Consider the following 13,587-nt stretch of genomic DNA (forward strand, 5'->3'; position numbering starts at 1 on the left):
ATGGCTTTCACGAACGACTCGAAGGAAGCGGCGGCCCTCGCCGTCACTGCGCGCGGTAACTGGATCAGCCTGCACACGGCTGACCCGGGCGTCACGGGCGCTTCGGAGGCCACCGGGGGTACTCCCGCGTACTCGCGGAAGCAGACCGCATGGGCTGGCGGCGCGGTCGACGGTGTGGTGTCCGGATCCAGCGTGGCCGTGGATGTCGCCAGCGGCAACTACTCGCATGGGGGCATTTGGACGGCTGCTACCGGCGGCACGTTCGTTGGCGGCTTCGCGCTCTCGTCCCCGACCGGGCCGCTTCCCAGTCAGACAGTGGTGAACGTGGTTCCCATGGTCAACGTCACCTCGGTCGGCTGATCGATCTTCCTGGGCATCGGAGGTAGTCATGGCTGATGCCGCAGTGCTGGGAACCGCGTACACCCGTGTGAATGACTCTCTGAGTCCCGCGGTGAGCATCGCTGACGTGCCGGTGGGGGCATGGGTGATCGTGTCACTCATGTCCGCATCGTCCACGGCGACGTTCACCGCACCTGCCGGGTGGGAGGTGCTGAAGGCTGTCGAGACGACGGGCACGCGCCGCAACCAGATGTGGGGGCGGGTCAAGCAACTCGGTGACGGCAACACGGCCACGTTCACCACGTCGGTGTTAAACGCGATGACGTTCGGTGTGGTCTGGGGGACTGGCGACTGGGCGAACCGTGTCGTCGGTGCCTCACGCAGCCGATCCACGGTTGGCGCGTCGCCACGCAGCCAGAACATCGCCCCGTCACTTACGGCGCCGGCGAGCTCGGTCGTCGTCGCGATCACGCAAGAGGCGACGAGCGCACAGGTCGCCACCGATGAGATCACCGGCACGTCACCGGCAGGGTGGACGCGGGCACGGTGGGTGGAGCAGATCCCCAACTACCTCGAGACCATCGGTATCTACCAGAAGTCGATGACGACGGCGGGCGCATCGGGTGACCTGACGGTCACCTACTCGTCGGCACAAGACTCGAACGGCTGGGCGATGCAGGTCGCCATCCCGAGCACCGCACCTGTCGTCACCCCTCCGGGCTTCTCGTCGGTGTCGCAGATGCTCGCCACGCCCGGAGCAACCTGGGCGCACCGCGGCGGATCGACCAACTGGCCCGAGATGAGCAAGTACGCCTACGAACAGGCCGCGCTGGCTGGATATGGCGCGTTGGAGTTCTCCGCGAATCACACCAGTGACGGCGTGTGGGTGGGCGTGCACGACGCATCCCTGAACCGCACGTCGCAGACCACGGGCCTCCCGGACATCTCGACGATGACGTGGGCTCAGGTGCAGACGTACCAGAACTCGTTGAACGCGGCTGGGACACCCCGCCCGTACTATCGGCTCGATCAGTTCCTGGACGACTTCACTGGCACGCATGTGGTGATCGTTGATCCGAAGCACGCGATCGGCACCTACAACACCGAGTTCCTGAACCTGCTCGACGCGCACGGTGGCAACACGAAGATCGTCGTCAAGTTCTACGGTGTCGGCGCAGGTGCCACAGGACTCGCGGACGCCGCCACCGCCCGCGGGTATCAGACGTGGGGGTACTTCTACGACACGGACGTGACGAGCGGTGGACTCGCGGCGGATCAGTCCCACTGGTCGATCCTCGGCATGAACTACGACGCCGCACAGTCGGCGTGGGATGCGGTCCTCTCCTACGGGAAACCCGTGGTCGGGCACATCGCCGCATCGCAGGCGAACTACAACACGGCGATCAGTCGTGGCGCCCGCATGGTGCAGTGCGCCAACGTGGCAGGGATCGCCGCTGTCGGCGCGTCCACGCTCACCGGAACGGGCACCCTGCAGCTCTCCGGAACGGCTACCCGCACTCTGTCCATCACGCGGACAGGAGTGGGAACGCTCGGCATCGACGGCTCAGCCACCCGCACCGTTTCCGTGACACGTGCCGGCGCCGGCGAACTCGCAGTCACCGGCACCGCGGTCGCCGGTCTCGAGGTCAACACGCACGGCGCGGGGGACCTGGGCCTATCCGGCTCGGCAACAACAACGGTCGAGGTGCAGCGAACCGGGGAAGCCGTCGTGGTGCTCGACGGCGCCGCGTCTGTCTCTGCAGAGATCACGCGCACAGGCGTCGGCGAACTCAACATCACCGGACAGGGTGTCATCGATGCCCCGCCCGTCGACTGGCCTGCACGCCTGACCTTGGAAGCGTCGATCGACGCGCTCAACCTGACGGCCACCGTGCCGGAACTCACATTGGAGGCCACATGGTGAAGCAGGGCGACAAGTTCCCGGTGACGTTCACCGTGAACCATGACATCACAGGGGCGACCGTACGACTCCTCGTGCGCCACCTCTCCCGTGAGGGCGTGTTCGAGGAGCTCGACCACACGGTGACCGACGCGACGAACGGGGAAGTGACGCACACCCTCGACGGGACGTGGGCCGAGGGAAGACACTACCTCGAACTCGAGATCACCCAGGCGGGAGAGACGCGCACGGCGCCGACGAAAGGCCAGTGCCTGATCCGCATCGAACCCGACCTCGACCAGAACTGACAGAAGCCCCCACTCGGACTCGCGCCGGGTGGGGGTTCTTTGTCGTTGGCTCCCCTCATCATGGGGGCATGACCCAGTGGCACCCGATCTTCTGGACCGACGAGCCGCAACCTGCCCTGTGGGTGATGAAAGCACCGCACGAGGTGGAAGCGTTTGGCCGGATAGAGCTGCGGCGTGTGTCAGGCGTCGTCCGCTACAAGGTCACACTGCGAGGCGAACTCATCGGATGGTCAAACACCCTGTCCCACGCCTGTGAACGGCTGTATGCCGCTCACAAGAAGCAGCAGGACGAGGTTCACAGCGGGCCACCAAACGGGCGACGCTAGTCCTCGTCCTCGTCGGGTTCGCGCTTCCGAACGGACGATGTGACGGTGGCGCCGATGACTTTGAAGACAGGCAGAGACAGGAAGGCTATCGACAGCAGGGGGTACTGGAACAGCGCGTAACTGCCGAGTGCACCCGCGAATGCTCCGAAATACATCAAGAGAGTGACCCATTGCGACCTCTGGGCTACCTTGGTCGAAGACTCCACGATTGCGTCACGTCGCCGCGACTCATCGGACGAACCAGCCTCTGCCATCCGCAAGATGCGTTCGCGCGTGTCGGCGTCGTACGCAGCGAAGAGCTCGGGCGATGGGATAGGGCCGCGGACTGAACGGCTCAACGTACGCGTGACCCTAGACGTTACCTCGTCTACGATCTCTGCGGTCAGTGGTTCGTCGCCACCATGTTCGAGTTGATTACCGGGTTCTCTGGGATCGACCGGTTCATCTCGCGGAGCAAGTGCTGAAACTGCTCCTCCGGTTCCATCACGATCAGCTCGTCGGGCGTGAGCATCCTCGGGGTGTGGGGGAGGCCCACTCGGGTACGATGTTGCTTGCGACGCAGCATGTTCATCATCTCCCTCTTGTTCGTGCATACGTGCCACTGTAGTGGTCAACAGTCGCGAGTCTACGCGTATTTCTTATGAGCGGTATGGGGTTTTCTAATCGCTAGCTGAGGTTTGGATCTTCTACAGCCCGGCCCCCTTTTCGCGGTCGCGCGGCGTTCCAGGTGTCGATCGTCTCGGCGGTCCATCCGCGCGTGCTCCCGATCATGGCGTCGGGTTCGGGGAGCTTGTAGCGGGAGAGGGTGCCGGTGAGCACCCCGATGCGTTCGGCGAACTCAGCGCGTGACAGGTAGCGCTCCATCAGTCTTCCCGATCGCGGATGATGGACACGACGATGAGCCCGGCCGCAATGACTGCGAGCAGTCCGGGCCAGAAATTGCCGCTGGCGAATGACCAGGTGGCGGAGGCGAGAGCGAAGACGCCGGCGCCGTATTTGAGTGTGTTGGTGTTCATGATGATCCATGGATACTGGAAGGTGGGGGATCGGAGCTACTAGTTCTAGTTCCGATCCCCTCCTCTTACTTCTTCGGTCTTCGTTTCCTCTTCTTTCGCTTCCGGTCTGTGAGGGCCGTGATTGCGAGGATGAGGGCTGCGAGTCCTGTGAAGAAGGTTCCGAGGGCTTCCAGCAGGTGATCCATGTGTCACCTCCTCTCTCTGTGTTGTTGTGATTCCAGTATACATACAATGTATGTATAGGGCAAGGGTGGATGTCTGAACCCGGGTGCATCATGACCCCATGCACCAGATCACCGACCTCAGCGCGGACTACGACCGCAACGACCGCCTCCGGGTCAGCTGGGCGTGCGAGTGCGGGAGCAAAGGGTCAGGTCTGACCCGGCAAGCCGCGCAGACCGCCTACAAGCGACACGTGCGCACCGCGAACCGGAAAGAGGACGGACGATGACACCCGCCGTGCTCCTCGCCTTCGAAGCGAGACACCCGCGCCACACGCCCACCAAGGCAGCGCGCATCCGCCACGAGCTCGGGATCACCGAGGTCAGGTACTACGTGCTCCTCGCCAGGGCCGCACGATCGACTGAGGGGATCGCGGCCGACCCCACGACCGCACGCATGATCAGGGAACGCGCCACCCGGCGCGCTGGTGAACGTGAGCGCCGAGCGGCCTGATCTGAATGTGTGCACCTCTGTGTGCACTTCGTCACAGCCTTCGAGGTATGCTGGCTAGAAATCAAGGGTTTGTGGGTGCGATTTGGGCTACACCATTTCACTCGTAATGAAAAGGTCGTCAGTTCGATTCTGACAAGCGGCTCCGAAGGCCCCGTGATGCGAAGAACATCACGGGGCCTTTCCCGTTCCTCACCGCGTACTCTCGAAACATGAGCAGAGCGCTTCTCATCGTCGATGTGCAGAACGATTTCACCGAGCACGGCGCCCTTGCCGTCGCGGGCGGTGATGCGGTGGCTGCTGCCGTCACCGAGTTCCTTGCCCTCCACGCGGCCGACTACGACGTGATCGTCGCGTCGAGGGATTGGCACGATGCCGATGGCGACAACGGCGGGCACTTCGCGGAGGACCCCGACTATGTCGACTCCTGGCCTGTGCACTGTGTCGCGGGGACCGAGGGTGCCGAGTACGACCCTCTGTTCGTGACCGATGCCGTCACGCACCATGTCCGCAAGGGGCAGGGGATACCGGCTTACTCGATGTTCGAGGGGCGGACGGAGGCGGGGGAGACGGTCGGCGCGATACTTGCGGAAGCAGGCGCGTCGAGCGCCGACGTGGTCGGCCTCGCGACCGATCATTGCGTGCGGGCGAGCGCCCTCGATGCGATCGCTCACGGGGTGCGGGTCCGTATCCTCACCGACCTCGTCGCCGGCGTCGCGGCGGAGCCCAGCGAGGCAGCCCTCGCCGAACTCGTCCATGCGGGGGCGGAGCTGGTCGAGAGCGCCCGCGAGTGAGGCGCAGCGTCCTGCTGCTGCGGGCGGTCAACGTCAGCGGCCGTAACAGCGTGCCGATGGCGCGCCTCCGCGAAGCGCTCGCGGCCGAAACCGACCTGTCGGATGTCTCCACGTACATCGCGAGCGGCAACATCGTGTGCGCGACACCGGACGATCCCGCCGTCGCGTGTGCAGCTGTGCGGGTGGTCATCCACGACGAGTTCGGGGTCGACACGCCCGTCATCCACCGCACGCACGCGCAGCTGCTCTCCTCCGAGTCCGCGCAGCCGTTCCCCGAGGGGGATCAGAAGTTCGTGCACGCGATGTTCCTGGAGGGGGCGCCCTCTGCGGGCGCGATCGACGCGTTGCAGCTCCGCTTGCTCCCGGCGGAGCGCATCGCGCTGATCGGGAACGATCTGTGGATCGACTACGGTGAGGACGGCGTGCACTCGACCAAGCTCACGAAAGCGGTGCTGGACCGTGCGCTGGGCGTCGCGGGGACGGCTCGAAATCTGAGGACGACGCGCAAGCTCATCGAGCTCACGGCATGACGCCCGGCAGTTCCGCGCTCAGCGCCGTCGGCGGCGTGTGAGGGTGCGGCTGCACGTCGACGCGGTGTACGCGGCAGCTCGTGCATCGCACGTAGAGCACGATGCCCTCGCTCGTCGGGTGCCGGGACTCCACCGTCCAGGCGTGTTCGTGGGGGGCGGTCGACGGGTGGATGCGCGGGATGGGAAGAGTGCTCTGCGAGGTCATGCATCCAGCGTGATGTAATGGTCTTATGCATCTCAACCCTTACGGTGAATACGCGGTACTGCTCGCCGCTTCTCTCGCCAACGACTGGCCGGCCGACCGCGCCGGGATCGAGGAGCGCACACTCGCGCAGGGGATGACGATGACCTTCCCAGCGGCTCCCGGCGACTACGAGCGGGTCAGGGACGTCATCGACGAATGGCTCGCCATCGTCGATGAGCCCGACCCCGACGCGCGAGCAGCGCTCCTCAACGCGCAACTCGCCGTCGCGGCCGCCTACCCCCGGTTGACGAACCACGACGGCGAGGGGTGGCACCTGCACTATCGGGACGACGTGCCGTCGCTGCCCTTCGTATTGAGGGCGATCATCAGCCTCGGCACCTCGCTGCACCTGGTCACCCGGGGCATGAACCGCTTGAGCCGCTGCCAGGCCGCGCCCTGCACCAACGTCGTCGCGGATGTGACGCGCAACGGTCGTCAACGCTTCTGCTCCGTGCGCTGCGCCAACCGTGCGGCGGTGCGTCGGCATCGGGCGCGGGCCTAGCCCTGTCGTCAGGCGGTCTGCCCGGCGTGCTTGCCTTCGCCGATCTCCTCGACCAGCTTCGCGTTGAACGCCGGGAGGTCGTCGGGGGTTCGACTGGAGACGAGCCCCTCGTCGACCACGACCTCCTCATCGACCCACGTCGCGCCCGCGTTGCGCAGGTCGGTGGTCAGACTCGGATAGCTGGTGAGTGTCCGCCCATCGACGACGCCCGCCTCGATGAGGATCCAGGCGCCGTGGCAGATCACGCCGACCGGCTTGTGCTGCTCGAAGAAAGCCCGCGCCAGTTCGATGGAGGCCTTGTCCATGCGCAGGTGATCCGCATTGACGACGCCTCCGGGCAAGACCAGGGCATCGAACTGATCAGCTGTCGTCTCCGACGCGTGCAGATCCACGGCCTGCTCGTGCCCGTTCTTGCCGGTGATGGCTGCGCCGTCCGGGGCGATCATGGTCGCGCTCGCGCCTTCTGCCGTCACCGCTTCCCAGGGACTGGTGAGTTCGCTGTCCTCGAATCCGTCCGTTGCGAGGAATGCCACGCGGCTGCCGCTGAGGGTCATCGTTCATCCTTTCCTGGAGTGTCGTCCGCCGTTCGGGGACGACTCGACCATCTCTCAGGTCAAGCGGAGGCGAAAGGGGGTGGCCGATGCGAAGAGCCGGTGGTACAGGAAGGTCGTCGGTCAGATACGACGACGTGCGGTGGGCCCCGTGGGGCTCGAACCCACGACCCGCGGATTAAAAGTCCGATGCTCTGCCAACTGAGCTAGAGGCCCCTGCGTCAAGTCTAGTGCGCACGACGAGGGGCCGTCGGCGACACAGCACCGCCGACGGCCCCTTTCCTTCCCGGGTTCCTCCCCCTGCCCCGAGAAGGGCGCGTGCCGGGTGTCCTCCCACCCGGCTGTCCCAGGCTCAGGAAGCCGGGGGCATCAGAACCGTGTCGATGAGGTACACGGTCGCGTTCGCGGTCTTGACTCCACCGCAGATCACCTTGGCGTCGTTGACCATCAGGTCATCGCCGCTGCCCGTGACCTCGAGGTCAGCACCCTGCACCGTGGTGTGCGTGCCGTCGATGTCGGCCGGCTCGATCTGGCCGGGGACCACGTGGTACGTCAGGATCGAGCTCAGCGTCGCGCTGTCGGTCTTGAGAGCCTCGATGGTGGCCGGGTCGATCTTCGCGAAAGCGTCATCCACCGGAGCGAAGACGGTGAACTCGCCGCCGTTCAGGGTGTCGACCAGGTCGACGTCGGGGTTGAGCTTTCCGCTGACCGCAGCGACCAGCGTGGTCAGCAGCGGGTTGTTGGAGGCGGCAACCGCCACCGGGTCCTCAGCCATACCGGCGACCGAGCCCGCGCCGTCCGGCACAGCGTCGGCGTATGCCGCGCAACCGGGGCCGACCAGGTTGGCGGCCGGGTCCATCTCCATCGGCGTCGACTCCGACGTCTCCGGTGCCTTCGGCTCGGACGACGAGTCCGAGGTGCTGCCGCTGCCCATGGAACAGGCGGAGAGCAGGAACGCGCTCGCCAGGCCGAGGGTGATTGCCGCGGTGACCTTCTTCTTGGTGCTGAACATGTCGAGCTCCTTCAGAACTGAGCCACGGCCTCTCCGTGGCGTCGAGTGCTGTTCGGAGCCCCATCCGGATCGGATGGGACGAATCTGAGAAAAGTTTCTGATCGGTGCTCCGATCCGTCACATTCAGGTGACGCCTGCGCGCGATAGAGCCTCTGATGCGGCATGCTGTGAGAGATGGTCATCGATGGTTTCGACGTTCCCGACGAAGGAGCGACGCAGGATGCTGTCGCCGACCTCCTCGTCCGCGTCGCGTCCGGTGATCAGGCTGCCTTCGCGACTCTCTACGACACCCTCTCCTCTCGCGTGTTCGGTCTCATCCTCCGCGTGCTGGTCAACCGCTCTCAGAGCGAAGAGGTGCTGCAAGAGGTTTTTCTGGAGATCTGGCAATCCGCTTCGCGCTTCGCTCCGAACAGAGGTCAAGGACGAGCGTGGATCATGACGATCGCTCATCGCCGGGCCGTCGATCGAGTGCGAGCATCGCAGTCGAGTGCCGACCGGGATGTACGGGCAGGATTCAAGGACATCGGCATCGCGCACGACAGTGTGGCGGAGCAGGTCGAATTGGGGATCGAAGGAGGGAAGGTCGTCGAGGCGCTTTCGGGGCTTCCGGAAGCGCAGCGGGAAGCACTCGTCCTCGCTTACTACGGCGGTTACAGTCAGAACGAGATCGCGGCCCTCGTCGGGGCGCCGCTGGGGACAATCAAGACACGGATGCGAGACGGGCTCAGCCGTCTGCGCACGGCGATGGGGGTGACGGCATGAACGAGAAGGACTTCGAGGAGCTCGCGGCAGGTGCCGCCCTGCATGCGCTCTCCGCTGACGACGAACGTCGCTATCGAGCCGCCCTCGCAGAGCACCTCGAGGGGGAGGAAACGGTGGATGCGGATATCGCGACGGCTGCGCTCCTCTCAGACTCCGTGGAGCCCGTCACGCCCCCCGCGCACATCCGTTCCGCCCTGCTCGCCCAGATCGCCACCATCCCTCAAGACGGGGAGGATCGAACCGATCGCGAGGTCTCGGATGATGCGCCTCGGCTCGAGCCATGGAACGGGTCCGCGCCTGAGGGTCAGCCCGAACGCGAGAAGCCGCGCCGTTGGACGCGGACCATCTTCGCCCTGGCAGCGTGCCTCGCCCTGCTGGTCGGAGTCGGAGTCGGAGCGATCGCTCTCAACCAGCAGCTGAACCCGCCGGCGAGCGTTGTCGCTCTGCAGGAGATCGAGGCCTCAGGAGACGCTCAGCAGGCGACGGTGGAACTCGACGGTGGCGGAACCGCGACCGCGCACTGGTCCGGCTCTGCGGGCAAGGCCGTCCTCGTGGCGGATGGTCTTCCGAGCGCCGGCGACGGCAAGACGTACGAGCTGTGGTTCGTGCGCGGCGATGCGCCGGTCTCCGCCGGTGTCTTCGATGTCGACGGCGGTGATGCCACGGCACTGCTCGCCGGCGACATGCAGGCGGGCGACGCGATCGCAGTCACGGTCGAGCAGGCAGGCGGATCACCCACCGGCCAGCCCACGACCGACCCCGTGATCGTCATCCCCACGGCCTGAGCTGCTCCGATCGCGCGTACCCTAAAGGGATGCCCGAGCAGCACCATCGCCCCGTGCGTCGTCCGACGAGTGCTTTCGACAACATCGTCGGAGCGCACGATCCCGCCGAGGAGACTCGTATCGCGCACGCCACGGCGTCCGCCCTCTTGACGCGCGTCCGTGCGGACGAGAGCGGTGCGAGTGCGGAACGCCTGGTGGCATTCACTGCCGAGCACGGCATCGACGAGATCGCCGAGCTCTGGTCGAAGGCGCCGTCGCGCACGCTGCCCGGCGCGCTGTGGCGTCTCTACGTCCTGCAGCTCGCGATCCATGGCGACCCGCACACGGCGGCTCTCCTGTACGACCGTGGGCGCGTTGAGCTGCCGTCTGCGGATGCGGTGATCGCCGGGGCGCCTGTGCCGGCGAGCCCCGACGAGTTGGTCGTGCTGATCGACACGATCCTGCGCGGGGCGTTCCGCGGTGACTTCGCCGTCGCGCTCGACCGCGCCGCGGCGTTCTGCCGGGTGCAGGCGTCAGGTGCGACTCACACCGCGGACGACTACGAGCCGACAGAGCCGGCTCGGGCCAGTGAGTTGACCACCCGGGCCCTTCGCCTCAGCAGCTACGGCCAGGATCTGGCGGCCGCTGCCGTGCTGTGGCGCACGGACGCCCTCGCCTGAGCCGATCTCAGCGCGCAGGATGCTCAGGGCGTGAGGAACCCGGATACGAAGAGACCGGCCGGATATGAAAAGACCGGGCCGCAAGAACGCCTCTCGGCGGAAGGCCGCTCGCAGCGGCAAAAATTGGAGCCCGGGGTTATGCGGCCCGGCCATTCAATTGTAACGCGATGAGGCGATGGGTATTCCCGCCCTCTAGGCTCGGATCATGACCGGGCGCTTCGCACTCATGATCGATCCCGTGGCTGCCGACGTGCAGCGCTCCGACTTCGCGGACACGTTCACGCAGGTGGACGCCGCTGCGCCCGCGCTCAGCGTCGGGGAGCTGAGCACGCAGCGCGGTGACGGTGTTTTCGAATCCATCGGCGTGATCGATGGACATGCCCAGGAGGTGGTTCCGCACCTGGAGCGTCTCGCGCACTCCGCTCGGCTGTGCGACCTCCCGGTGCCGAATCTCGCGCAGTGGCGACAGGCGATCGATCATGCAGCGTCACAGCTCGGCGCGGGCGAGTCCGTCATCAAGCTCATCCTCAGCCGAGGAGTCGAGCACGGGCCCACTCCGACCGCGTGGGTGACCGCTGCGCCGGCGGCCGACTTCACCGCCGTGAGGGAGAACGGGGTGCGGGTGGTCACTCTCGACCGCGGGTACGACCTGGACGCCGCAGAGCGGGCTCCGTGGCTGCTGCTGGGAGCGAAGACGCTGTCGTACGCCGTGAACATGGCCGCTCTTCGGGAGGCGCATCGACGGGGAGCGGACGATGCGATCTTCCTCTCGAGCGACGGCTTCGTGCTCGAGGCCCCGACCGCCTCGCTGATCCTCCGATTCGGAGACCGCTTCCTGACACCGGCCCCGACCGGTGGCATCCTGCACGGGACGACACAGCTCAGCGTCTACGAGCATCTCGCCGCTCAGGGCTTCGAGACCGGCTACGACCGCATCCCCGCGACCGACCTCACGCGGGCTGATGCTGCATGGCTCGTGTCGAGCGTGCGCCTCGCCACGGCCATCACCTCCGTCGACGGCACGCCTCTCTCGGTCGACCGCACCCTCACGGCCGTCCTGAACCGCTACCTTCTCTCTCCCCGCACCTGACCTCTCCGACCTACCGCGCCCTCACCATGCCGCCCCACCGTGCCCGCACGGCGACGCCAGAACGGAGACCACCCGTCCGCTGCACGGCGTGTCTGGGCGCGACGCGCCATCACCTTCGCAACTGGTCTCCGTTTTGGCAGGAGGACGGGGATGGCTGGGGGACGGGGTGGCTGGGGGCGGGGTGGCTGGGCGGGGTGGTGGAGTCAGACCGCCGGCGCGAGGTGGGCTCCGCGTGCGACGGCGCCGCGGATCGCGGCCTCGACGAGATGCCACTCGTCGACGATCAGCTCATACGTGAAGCGCAGAGTCGTATACCCGGCAGCGGCAGCCGCGGCGTCACGCCGTAGGTCCTTGCTCCGCTCCTTCTCCCTGGCATGGTTCTCCCGGCCGTCGGCCTCGACGATCAGGAAGTCGCCGATGACGAGGTCGACCTCCCCGACACCGGAGACGTGAACCTGGGTCCTGACCGATATCCCGATCCGGTGCAGCCGAAGCCGGATGAGCGATTCGAGCCCGCTGTCCGCATCCGCACGAGCGAAGGCGACGAGCCAGCGCATCGACGTCGGACGATGGCCTCGAAGCCAGATCAGCCCAGCGGGGGAGAGCAGTGATTGTCGCAAAGCCGATTCGAGCGCGGTGAAGAACGTGTCCTCGCCGCAGCACGCCGCGATCTGAAGGAGCGCATTCGGCACGGGCGCGGCTTCTCCGACGCGAACGTGGCCTTCATCCCAGTGCAGCACGCAGGCGTCGCACTGCGATCGTGGAGTCCCTGCAGCTCCCATCCAGATGTGATTCGTCGAAGGAAGCTCGAGCACCCAGAGCCCGTGCGCCGCTGCCGCTTGGGCACATCCGACCGTTCCTCCGTGAGACGCGGCATGGATCCAGGCCTCCGCAGTGTCGGGCAGCGCATAGACACCCTGACGCGGTCGCAGTACTTCACCGGAGTGCACCGCGCGCGAGAGCTCATCGCGGCTCACACCCCTCCGGCGAAGCTCCGATGTCCGTGCCATCCGCCCGAGCGCGCCCAGCACAGAAGCGGCGCGCACGAAGGACATCGCCCGATACTGCCCTGAGCACGCCATCGGTCGAGGCCGAAACCGCACGAGCTATGGACAACTCCCTGCATTCCGCGCCGGTGCAGGCACAGTGCACCTCGACCCGGGTAAGCCGAAACCCAGACCATCCGACGGTGCGACGGCGTGTCAACGGCTGACACGCCGGCAGCCACTCGAGTGGTCTGGGTTTTGGAGGAACAGCAGCAGGGGAGGCAGGGGAGGGGAATCAGCAGTAGGGGAGAGCAGTGGGCTCAACCGAAGCGGCCGGAGACGTAGTCCTCGGTGGCCTGCACGGACGGAGTGGTGAAGATGCTCGTGGTGTCGTCGTACTCGATGAGCTTGCCGGGCTTGCCGGTACCGGCGATGTTGAAGAACGCCGTCTTGTCGGAGACTCGGGACGCCTGCTGCATGTTGTGCGTCACGATCACGATGGTGAACTCGTTCTTGAGCTCGCCGATCAGCTCCTCGATGGCGTAGGTCGAGATGGGGTCGAGCGCGGAGCACGGCTCGTCCATCAACAGCACCTGCGGCGACACGGCGATCGCGCGCGCGATGCACAGACGCTGCTGCTGACCGCCGGACAGGCCGGAGCCGGGCTTGTCGAGGCGGTCCTTGACCTCGTTCCACAGGTTCGCACCCGTGAGCGACTTCTCGACGAGCGCATCCTGATCGCTCTTCGACATGCGGCTGTTGTTGAGCTTCACGCCGGCGAGGACGTTCTCCTTGATGGACATCGTGGGGAACGGGTTGGGGCGCTGGAAGACCATGCCGACCTGTCGACGCACCAGCACCGGGTCGATGCCGGGGCCGTAGAGGTCCTTGCCGTCGAGCAGCACCTCTCCCTCGACGCGGGCACCGGGGATGACCTCGTGCATGCGGTTGAGCGTGCGCAGGAAGGTGGACTTGCCGCAGCCGGAGGGGCCGATGAACGCGGTCACGCTGCGCGGCTGGATGTCGAGGGAGACACCCTCCACGGCGAGGAAGTCGCCGTAGTAGACGTTCAGGTCGTTGACTTCGATGCTCTTGGACACTGCAGTTCCTT

General features: G+C 66.1%; 21 protein-coding genes and 1 tRNA gene. 13 read left to right on the plus strand and 9 right to left on the minus strand.

The features are described 5' to 3' along the window. The 4 genes from ILP86_RS04765 to ILP86_RS04780 all read left to right on the plus strand — a co-directional run bounded on the left by ILP86_RS04765 (position 1) and on the right by ILP86_RS04780 (position 2,873). Positions 1-360, plus strand: a complete 360-nt coding sequence (locus ILP86_RS04765) for a hypothetical protein (RefSeq protein WP_193761491.1) — start codon at positions 1-3, stop codon at positions 358-360. 28 nt (positions 361-388) lie between these two features. Further along, a complete protein-coding gene (locus ILP86_RS04770; protein WP_193761492.1) occupies positions 389-2,263 on the plus strand; it encodes a glycerophosphodiester phosphodiesterase family protein in 1,875 nt (624 codons plus the stop codon). After that, positions 2,257-2,547: a hypothetical protein gene (locus ILP86_RS04775; RefSeq protein WP_193761493.1), complete on the plus strand. Its 291-nt coding sequence runs from the start codon at positions 2,257-2,259 to the stop codon at positions 2,545-2,547. Before ILP86_RS04770 ends, ILP86_RS04775 begins: the two co-directional genes overlap by 7 nt. 68 nt (positions 2,548-2,615) lie before the next feature. Then, the gene (locus ILP86_RS04780; protein ID WP_193761494.1) at positions 2,616-2,873 is read left to right on the plus strand and encodes a hypothetical protein; all 258 of its coding nucleotides are present in this window, start codon (positions 2,616-2,618) and stop codon (positions 2,871-2,873) included. A 382-nt stretch (positions 2,874-3,255) separates the two neighbouring features. Here the strand turns inward: ILP86_RS04780 and ILP86_RS04785 are convergent, their stop codons facing one another. From ILP86_RS04785 to ILP86_RS04795, 3 genes are all read right to left on the minus strand, one after another. Beyond that, a complete protein-coding gene (locus ILP86_RS04785) occupies positions 3,256-3,447 on the minus strand; it encodes a hypothetical protein (protein ID WP_193761495.1) in 192 nt (63 codons plus the stop codon). 92 nt (positions 3,448-3,539) lie between these two features. Beyond that, positions 3,540-3,737: an XRE family transcriptional regulator gene (locus ILP86_RS04790; RefSeq protein ID WP_227750910.1), complete on the minus strand. Its 198-nt coding sequence runs from the start codon at positions 3,735-3,737 to the stop codon at positions 3,540-3,542. Then, positions 3,737-3,889: a hypothetical protein gene (locus ILP86_RS04795; protein ID WP_193762037.1), complete on the minus strand. Its 153-nt coding sequence runs from the start codon at positions 3,887-3,889 to the stop codon at positions 3,737-3,739. Before ILP86_RS04795 ends, ILP86_RS04790 begins: the two co-directional genes overlap by 1 nt. A gap of 283 nt (positions 3,890-4,172) precedes the next feature. Here ILP86_RS04795 and ILP86_RS04800 point away from each other — a divergent pair, with 283 nt between their 5' ends. The 4 genes from ILP86_RS04800 to ILP86_RS04815 all read left to right on the plus strand — a co-directional run bounded on the left by ILP86_RS04800 (position 4,173) and on the right by ILP86_RS04815 (position 5,885). Then, complete coding sequence (locus ILP86_RS04800; protein ID WP_193761496.1) at positions 4,173-4,340, plus strand: hypothetical protein; 168 nt, start codon at positions 4,173-4,175, stop codon at positions 4,338-4,340. Beyond that, positions 4,337-4,564, plus strand: coding sequence for a DUF3263 domain-containing protein (locus ILP86_RS04805; protein WP_193761497.1), 228 nt, complete (start codon positions 4,337-4,339; stop codon positions 4,562-4,564). The genes ILP86_RS04800 and ILP86_RS04805 overlap by 4 nt, the downstream gene beginning before the upstream one ends. A 209-nt stretch (positions 4,565-4,773) precedes the next feature. Beyond that, positions 4,774-5,355: an isochorismatase family protein gene (locus ILP86_RS04810; RefSeq protein ID WP_058632080.1), complete on the plus strand. Its 582-nt coding sequence runs from the start codon at positions 4,774-4,776 to the stop codon at positions 5,353-5,355. Further along, entirely contained in the window at positions 5,352-5,885 is a 534-nt protein-coding gene (locus tag ILP86_RS04815) for a DUF1697 domain-containing protein (protein ID WP_193761498.1), read from the plus strand. The genes ILP86_RS04810 and ILP86_RS04815 overlap by 4 nt, the downstream gene beginning before the upstream one ends. On the opposite strand, the gene ILP86_RS04820 is transcribed toward ILP86_RS04815, so the two are convergent. Continuing rightward, positions 5,875-6,090 (minus strand): hypothetical protein, encoded by a 216-nt coding sequence (locus tag ILP86_RS04820; RefSeq protein ID WP_046746468.1) that lies wholly within the window; start codon positions 6,088-6,090, stop codon positions 5,875-5,877. The two genes, ILP86_RS04815 and ILP86_RS04820, sit on opposite strands and share 11 nt — an antisense overlap. 25 nt (positions 6,091-6,115) lie before the next feature. Here ILP86_RS04820 and ILP86_RS04825 point away from each other — a divergent pair, with 25 nt between their 5' ends. Then, positions 6,116-6,631 (plus strand): CGNR zinc finger domain-containing protein, encoded by a 516-nt coding sequence (locus ILP86_RS04825; RefSeq protein WP_058632077.1) that lies wholly within the window; start codon positions 6,116-6,118, stop codon positions 6,629-6,631. Between the two features lie 8 nt (positions 6,632-6,639). On the opposite strand, the gene ILP86_RS04830 is transcribed toward ILP86_RS04825, so the two are convergent. The 3 genes from ILP86_RS04830 to ILP86_RS04840 form a co-directional block, all read right to left on the minus strand. Next, complete coding sequence (locus ILP86_RS04830) at positions 6,640-7,185, minus strand: type 1 glutamine amidotransferase domain-containing protein (RefSeq protein WP_046746470.1); 546 nt, start codon at positions 7,183-7,185, stop codon at positions 6,640-6,642. 140 nt (positions 7,186-7,325) lie between these two features. Then, a tRNA-Lys gene (locus ILP86_RS04835) sits at positions 7,326-7,398 on the minus strand. A gap of 136 nt (positions 7,399-7,534) precedes the next feature. Continuing rightward, positions 7,535-8,194, minus strand: a complete 660-nt coding sequence (locus tag ILP86_RS04840; RefSeq protein ID WP_046746471.1) for a fasciclin domain-containing protein — start codon at positions 8,192-8,194, stop codon at positions 7,535-7,537. A 174-nt stretch (positions 8,195-8,368) separates the two neighbouring features. On the opposite strand from ILP86_RS04840, the gene sigK reads away from it, so the two are divergent. The 4 genes from sigK to ILP86_RS04860 all read left to right on the plus strand — a co-directional run bounded on the left by sigK (position 8,369) and on the right by ILP86_RS04860 (position 11,490). Next, positions 8,369-8,956 carry an ECF RNA polymerase sigma factor SigK gene (sigK, locus tag ILP86_RS04845; protein WP_045262427.1) on the plus strand — a complete coding sequence of 196 codons (588 nt, stop codon included), beginning with the start codon at positions 8,369-8,371 and terminating at the stop codon, positions 8,954-8,956. Further along, a complete protein-coding gene (locus ILP86_RS04850) occupies positions 8,953-9,741 on the plus strand; it encodes an anti-sigma factor domain-containing protein (protein ID WP_113680763.1) in 789 nt (262 codons plus the stop codon). Before sigK ends, ILP86_RS04850 begins: the two co-directional genes overlap by 4 nt. Before the next feature lie 29 nt (positions 9,742-9,770). After that, positions 9,771-10,400, plus strand: coding sequence for a hypothetical protein (locus ILP86_RS04855; RefSeq protein WP_046746474.1), 630 nt, complete (start codon positions 9,771-9,773; stop codon positions 10,398-10,400). Between the two features lie 205 nt (positions 10,401-10,605). Further along, positions 10,606-11,490 carry an aminodeoxychorismate lyase gene (locus tag ILP86_RS04860; RefSeq protein ID WP_193761499.1) on the plus strand — a complete coding sequence of 295 codons (885 nt, stop codon included), beginning with the start codon at positions 10,606-10,608 and terminating at the stop codon, positions 11,488-11,490. Between the two features lie 203 nt (positions 11,491-11,693). Here the strand turns inward: ILP86_RS04860 and ILP86_RS04865 are convergent, their stop codons facing one another. Continuing rightward, on the minus strand, positions 11,694-12,545 hold the full coding sequence (locus tag ILP86_RS04865) for a type IV toxin-antitoxin system AbiEi family antitoxin domain-containing protein (RefSeq protein WP_193761500.1): 852 nt from the start codon (positions 12,543-12,545) through the stop codon (positions 11,694-11,696). Positions 12,546-12,796: 251 nt separating this feature from the next. Further along, on the minus strand, positions 12,797-13,576 hold the full coding sequence (pstB, locus tag ILP86_RS04870; protein ID WP_017828973.1) for a phosphate ABC transporter ATP-binding protein PstB: 780 nt from the start codon (positions 13,574-13,576) through the stop codon (positions 12,797-12,799). Between the last annotated feature and the right edge of the window lie 11 nt (positions 13,577-13,587).

Source organism: Microbacterium sp. R1 (assembly GCF_015159725.1).
Classification (GTDB): Bacteria; Actinomycetota; Actinomycetes; order Actinomycetales; family Microbacteriaceae; genus Microbacterium; species Microbacterium oxydans.

Bases quoted from the DNA above. Each gene is read 5' to 3' on its own strand.
- ILP86_RS04805 (WP_193761497.1), top strand. From the start codon at position 4,337: ATGACACCCGCCGTGCTCCTCGCCTTCGAAGCGAGACACCCGCGCCAC.
- ILP86_RS04775 (WP_193761493.1), top strand. From the start codon at position 2,257: ATGGTGAAGCAGGGCGACAAGTTCCCGGTGACGTTCACCGTGAACCAT.
- ILP86_RS04855 (WP_046746474.1), top strand. From the start codon at position 9,771: ATGCCCGAGCAGCACCATCGCCCCGTGCGTCGTCCGACGAGTGCTTTC.
- ILP86_RS04860 (WP_193761499.1), top strand. From the start codon at position 10,606: ATGACCGGGCGCTTCGCACTCATGATCGATCCCGTGGCTGCCGACGTG.
- ILP86_RS04770 (WP_193761492.1), top strand. From the start codon at position 389: ATGGCTGATGCCGCAGTGCTGGGAACCGCGTACACCCGTGTGAATGAC.
- ILP86_RS04825 (WP_058632077.1), top strand. From the start codon at position 6,116: ATGCATCTCAACCCTTACGGTGAATACGCGGTACTGCTCGCCGCTTCT.
- ILP86_RS04785 (WP_193761495.1), bottom strand. From the start codon at position 3,447: ATGATGAACATGCTGCGTCGCAAGCAACATCGTACCCGAGTGGGCCTC.
- ILP86_RS04820 (WP_046746468.1), bottom strand. From the start codon at position 6,090: ATGACCTCGCAGAGCACTCTTCCCATCCCGCGCATCCACCCGTCGACC.
- ILP86_RS04865 (WP_193761500.1), bottom strand. From the start codon at position 12,545: ATGTCCTTCGTGCGCGCCGCTTCTGTGCTGGGCGCGCTCGGGCGGATG.
- ILP86_RS04830 (WP_046746470.1), bottom strand. From the start codon at position 7,185: ATGACCCTCAGCGGCAGCCGCGTGGCATTCCTCGCAACGGACGGATTC.
- ILP86_RS04790 (WP_227750910.1), bottom strand. From the start codon at position 3,737: ATGGAGCGCTACCTGTCACGCGCTGAGTTCGCCGAACGCATCGGGGTG.
- ILP86_RS04850 (WP_113680763.1), top strand. From the start codon at position 8,953: ATGAACGAGAAGGACTTCGAGGAGCTCGCGGCAGGTGCCGCCCTGCAT.
- ILP86_RS04795 (WP_193762037.1), bottom strand. From the start codon at position 3,889: ATGAACACCAACACACTCAAATACGGCGCCGGCGTCTTCGCTCTCGCC.
- ILP86_RS04780 (WP_193761494.1), top strand. From the start codon at position 2,616: ATGACCCAGTGGCACCCGATCTTCTGGACCGACGAGCCGCAACCTGCC.
- ILP86_RS04800 (WP_193761496.1), top strand. From the start codon at position 4,173: ATGCACCAGATCACCGACCTCAGCGCGGACTACGACCGCAACGACCGC.
- ILP86_RS04840 (WP_046746471.1), bottom strand. From the start codon at position 8,194: ATGTTCAGCACCAAGAAGAAGGTCACCGCGGCAATCACCCTCGGCCTG.
- ILP86_RS04810 (WP_058632080.1), top strand. From the start codon at position 4,774: ATGAGCAGAGCGCTTCTCATCGTCGATGTGCAGAACGATTTCACCGAG.
- ILP86_RS04765 (WP_193761491.1), top strand. From the start codon at position 1: ATGGCTTTCACGAACGACTCGAAGGAAGCGGCGGCCCTCGCCGTCACT.
- sigK (WP_045262427.1), top strand. From the start codon at position 8,369: ATGGTCATCGATGGTTTCGACGTTCCCGACGAAGGAGCGACGCAGGAT.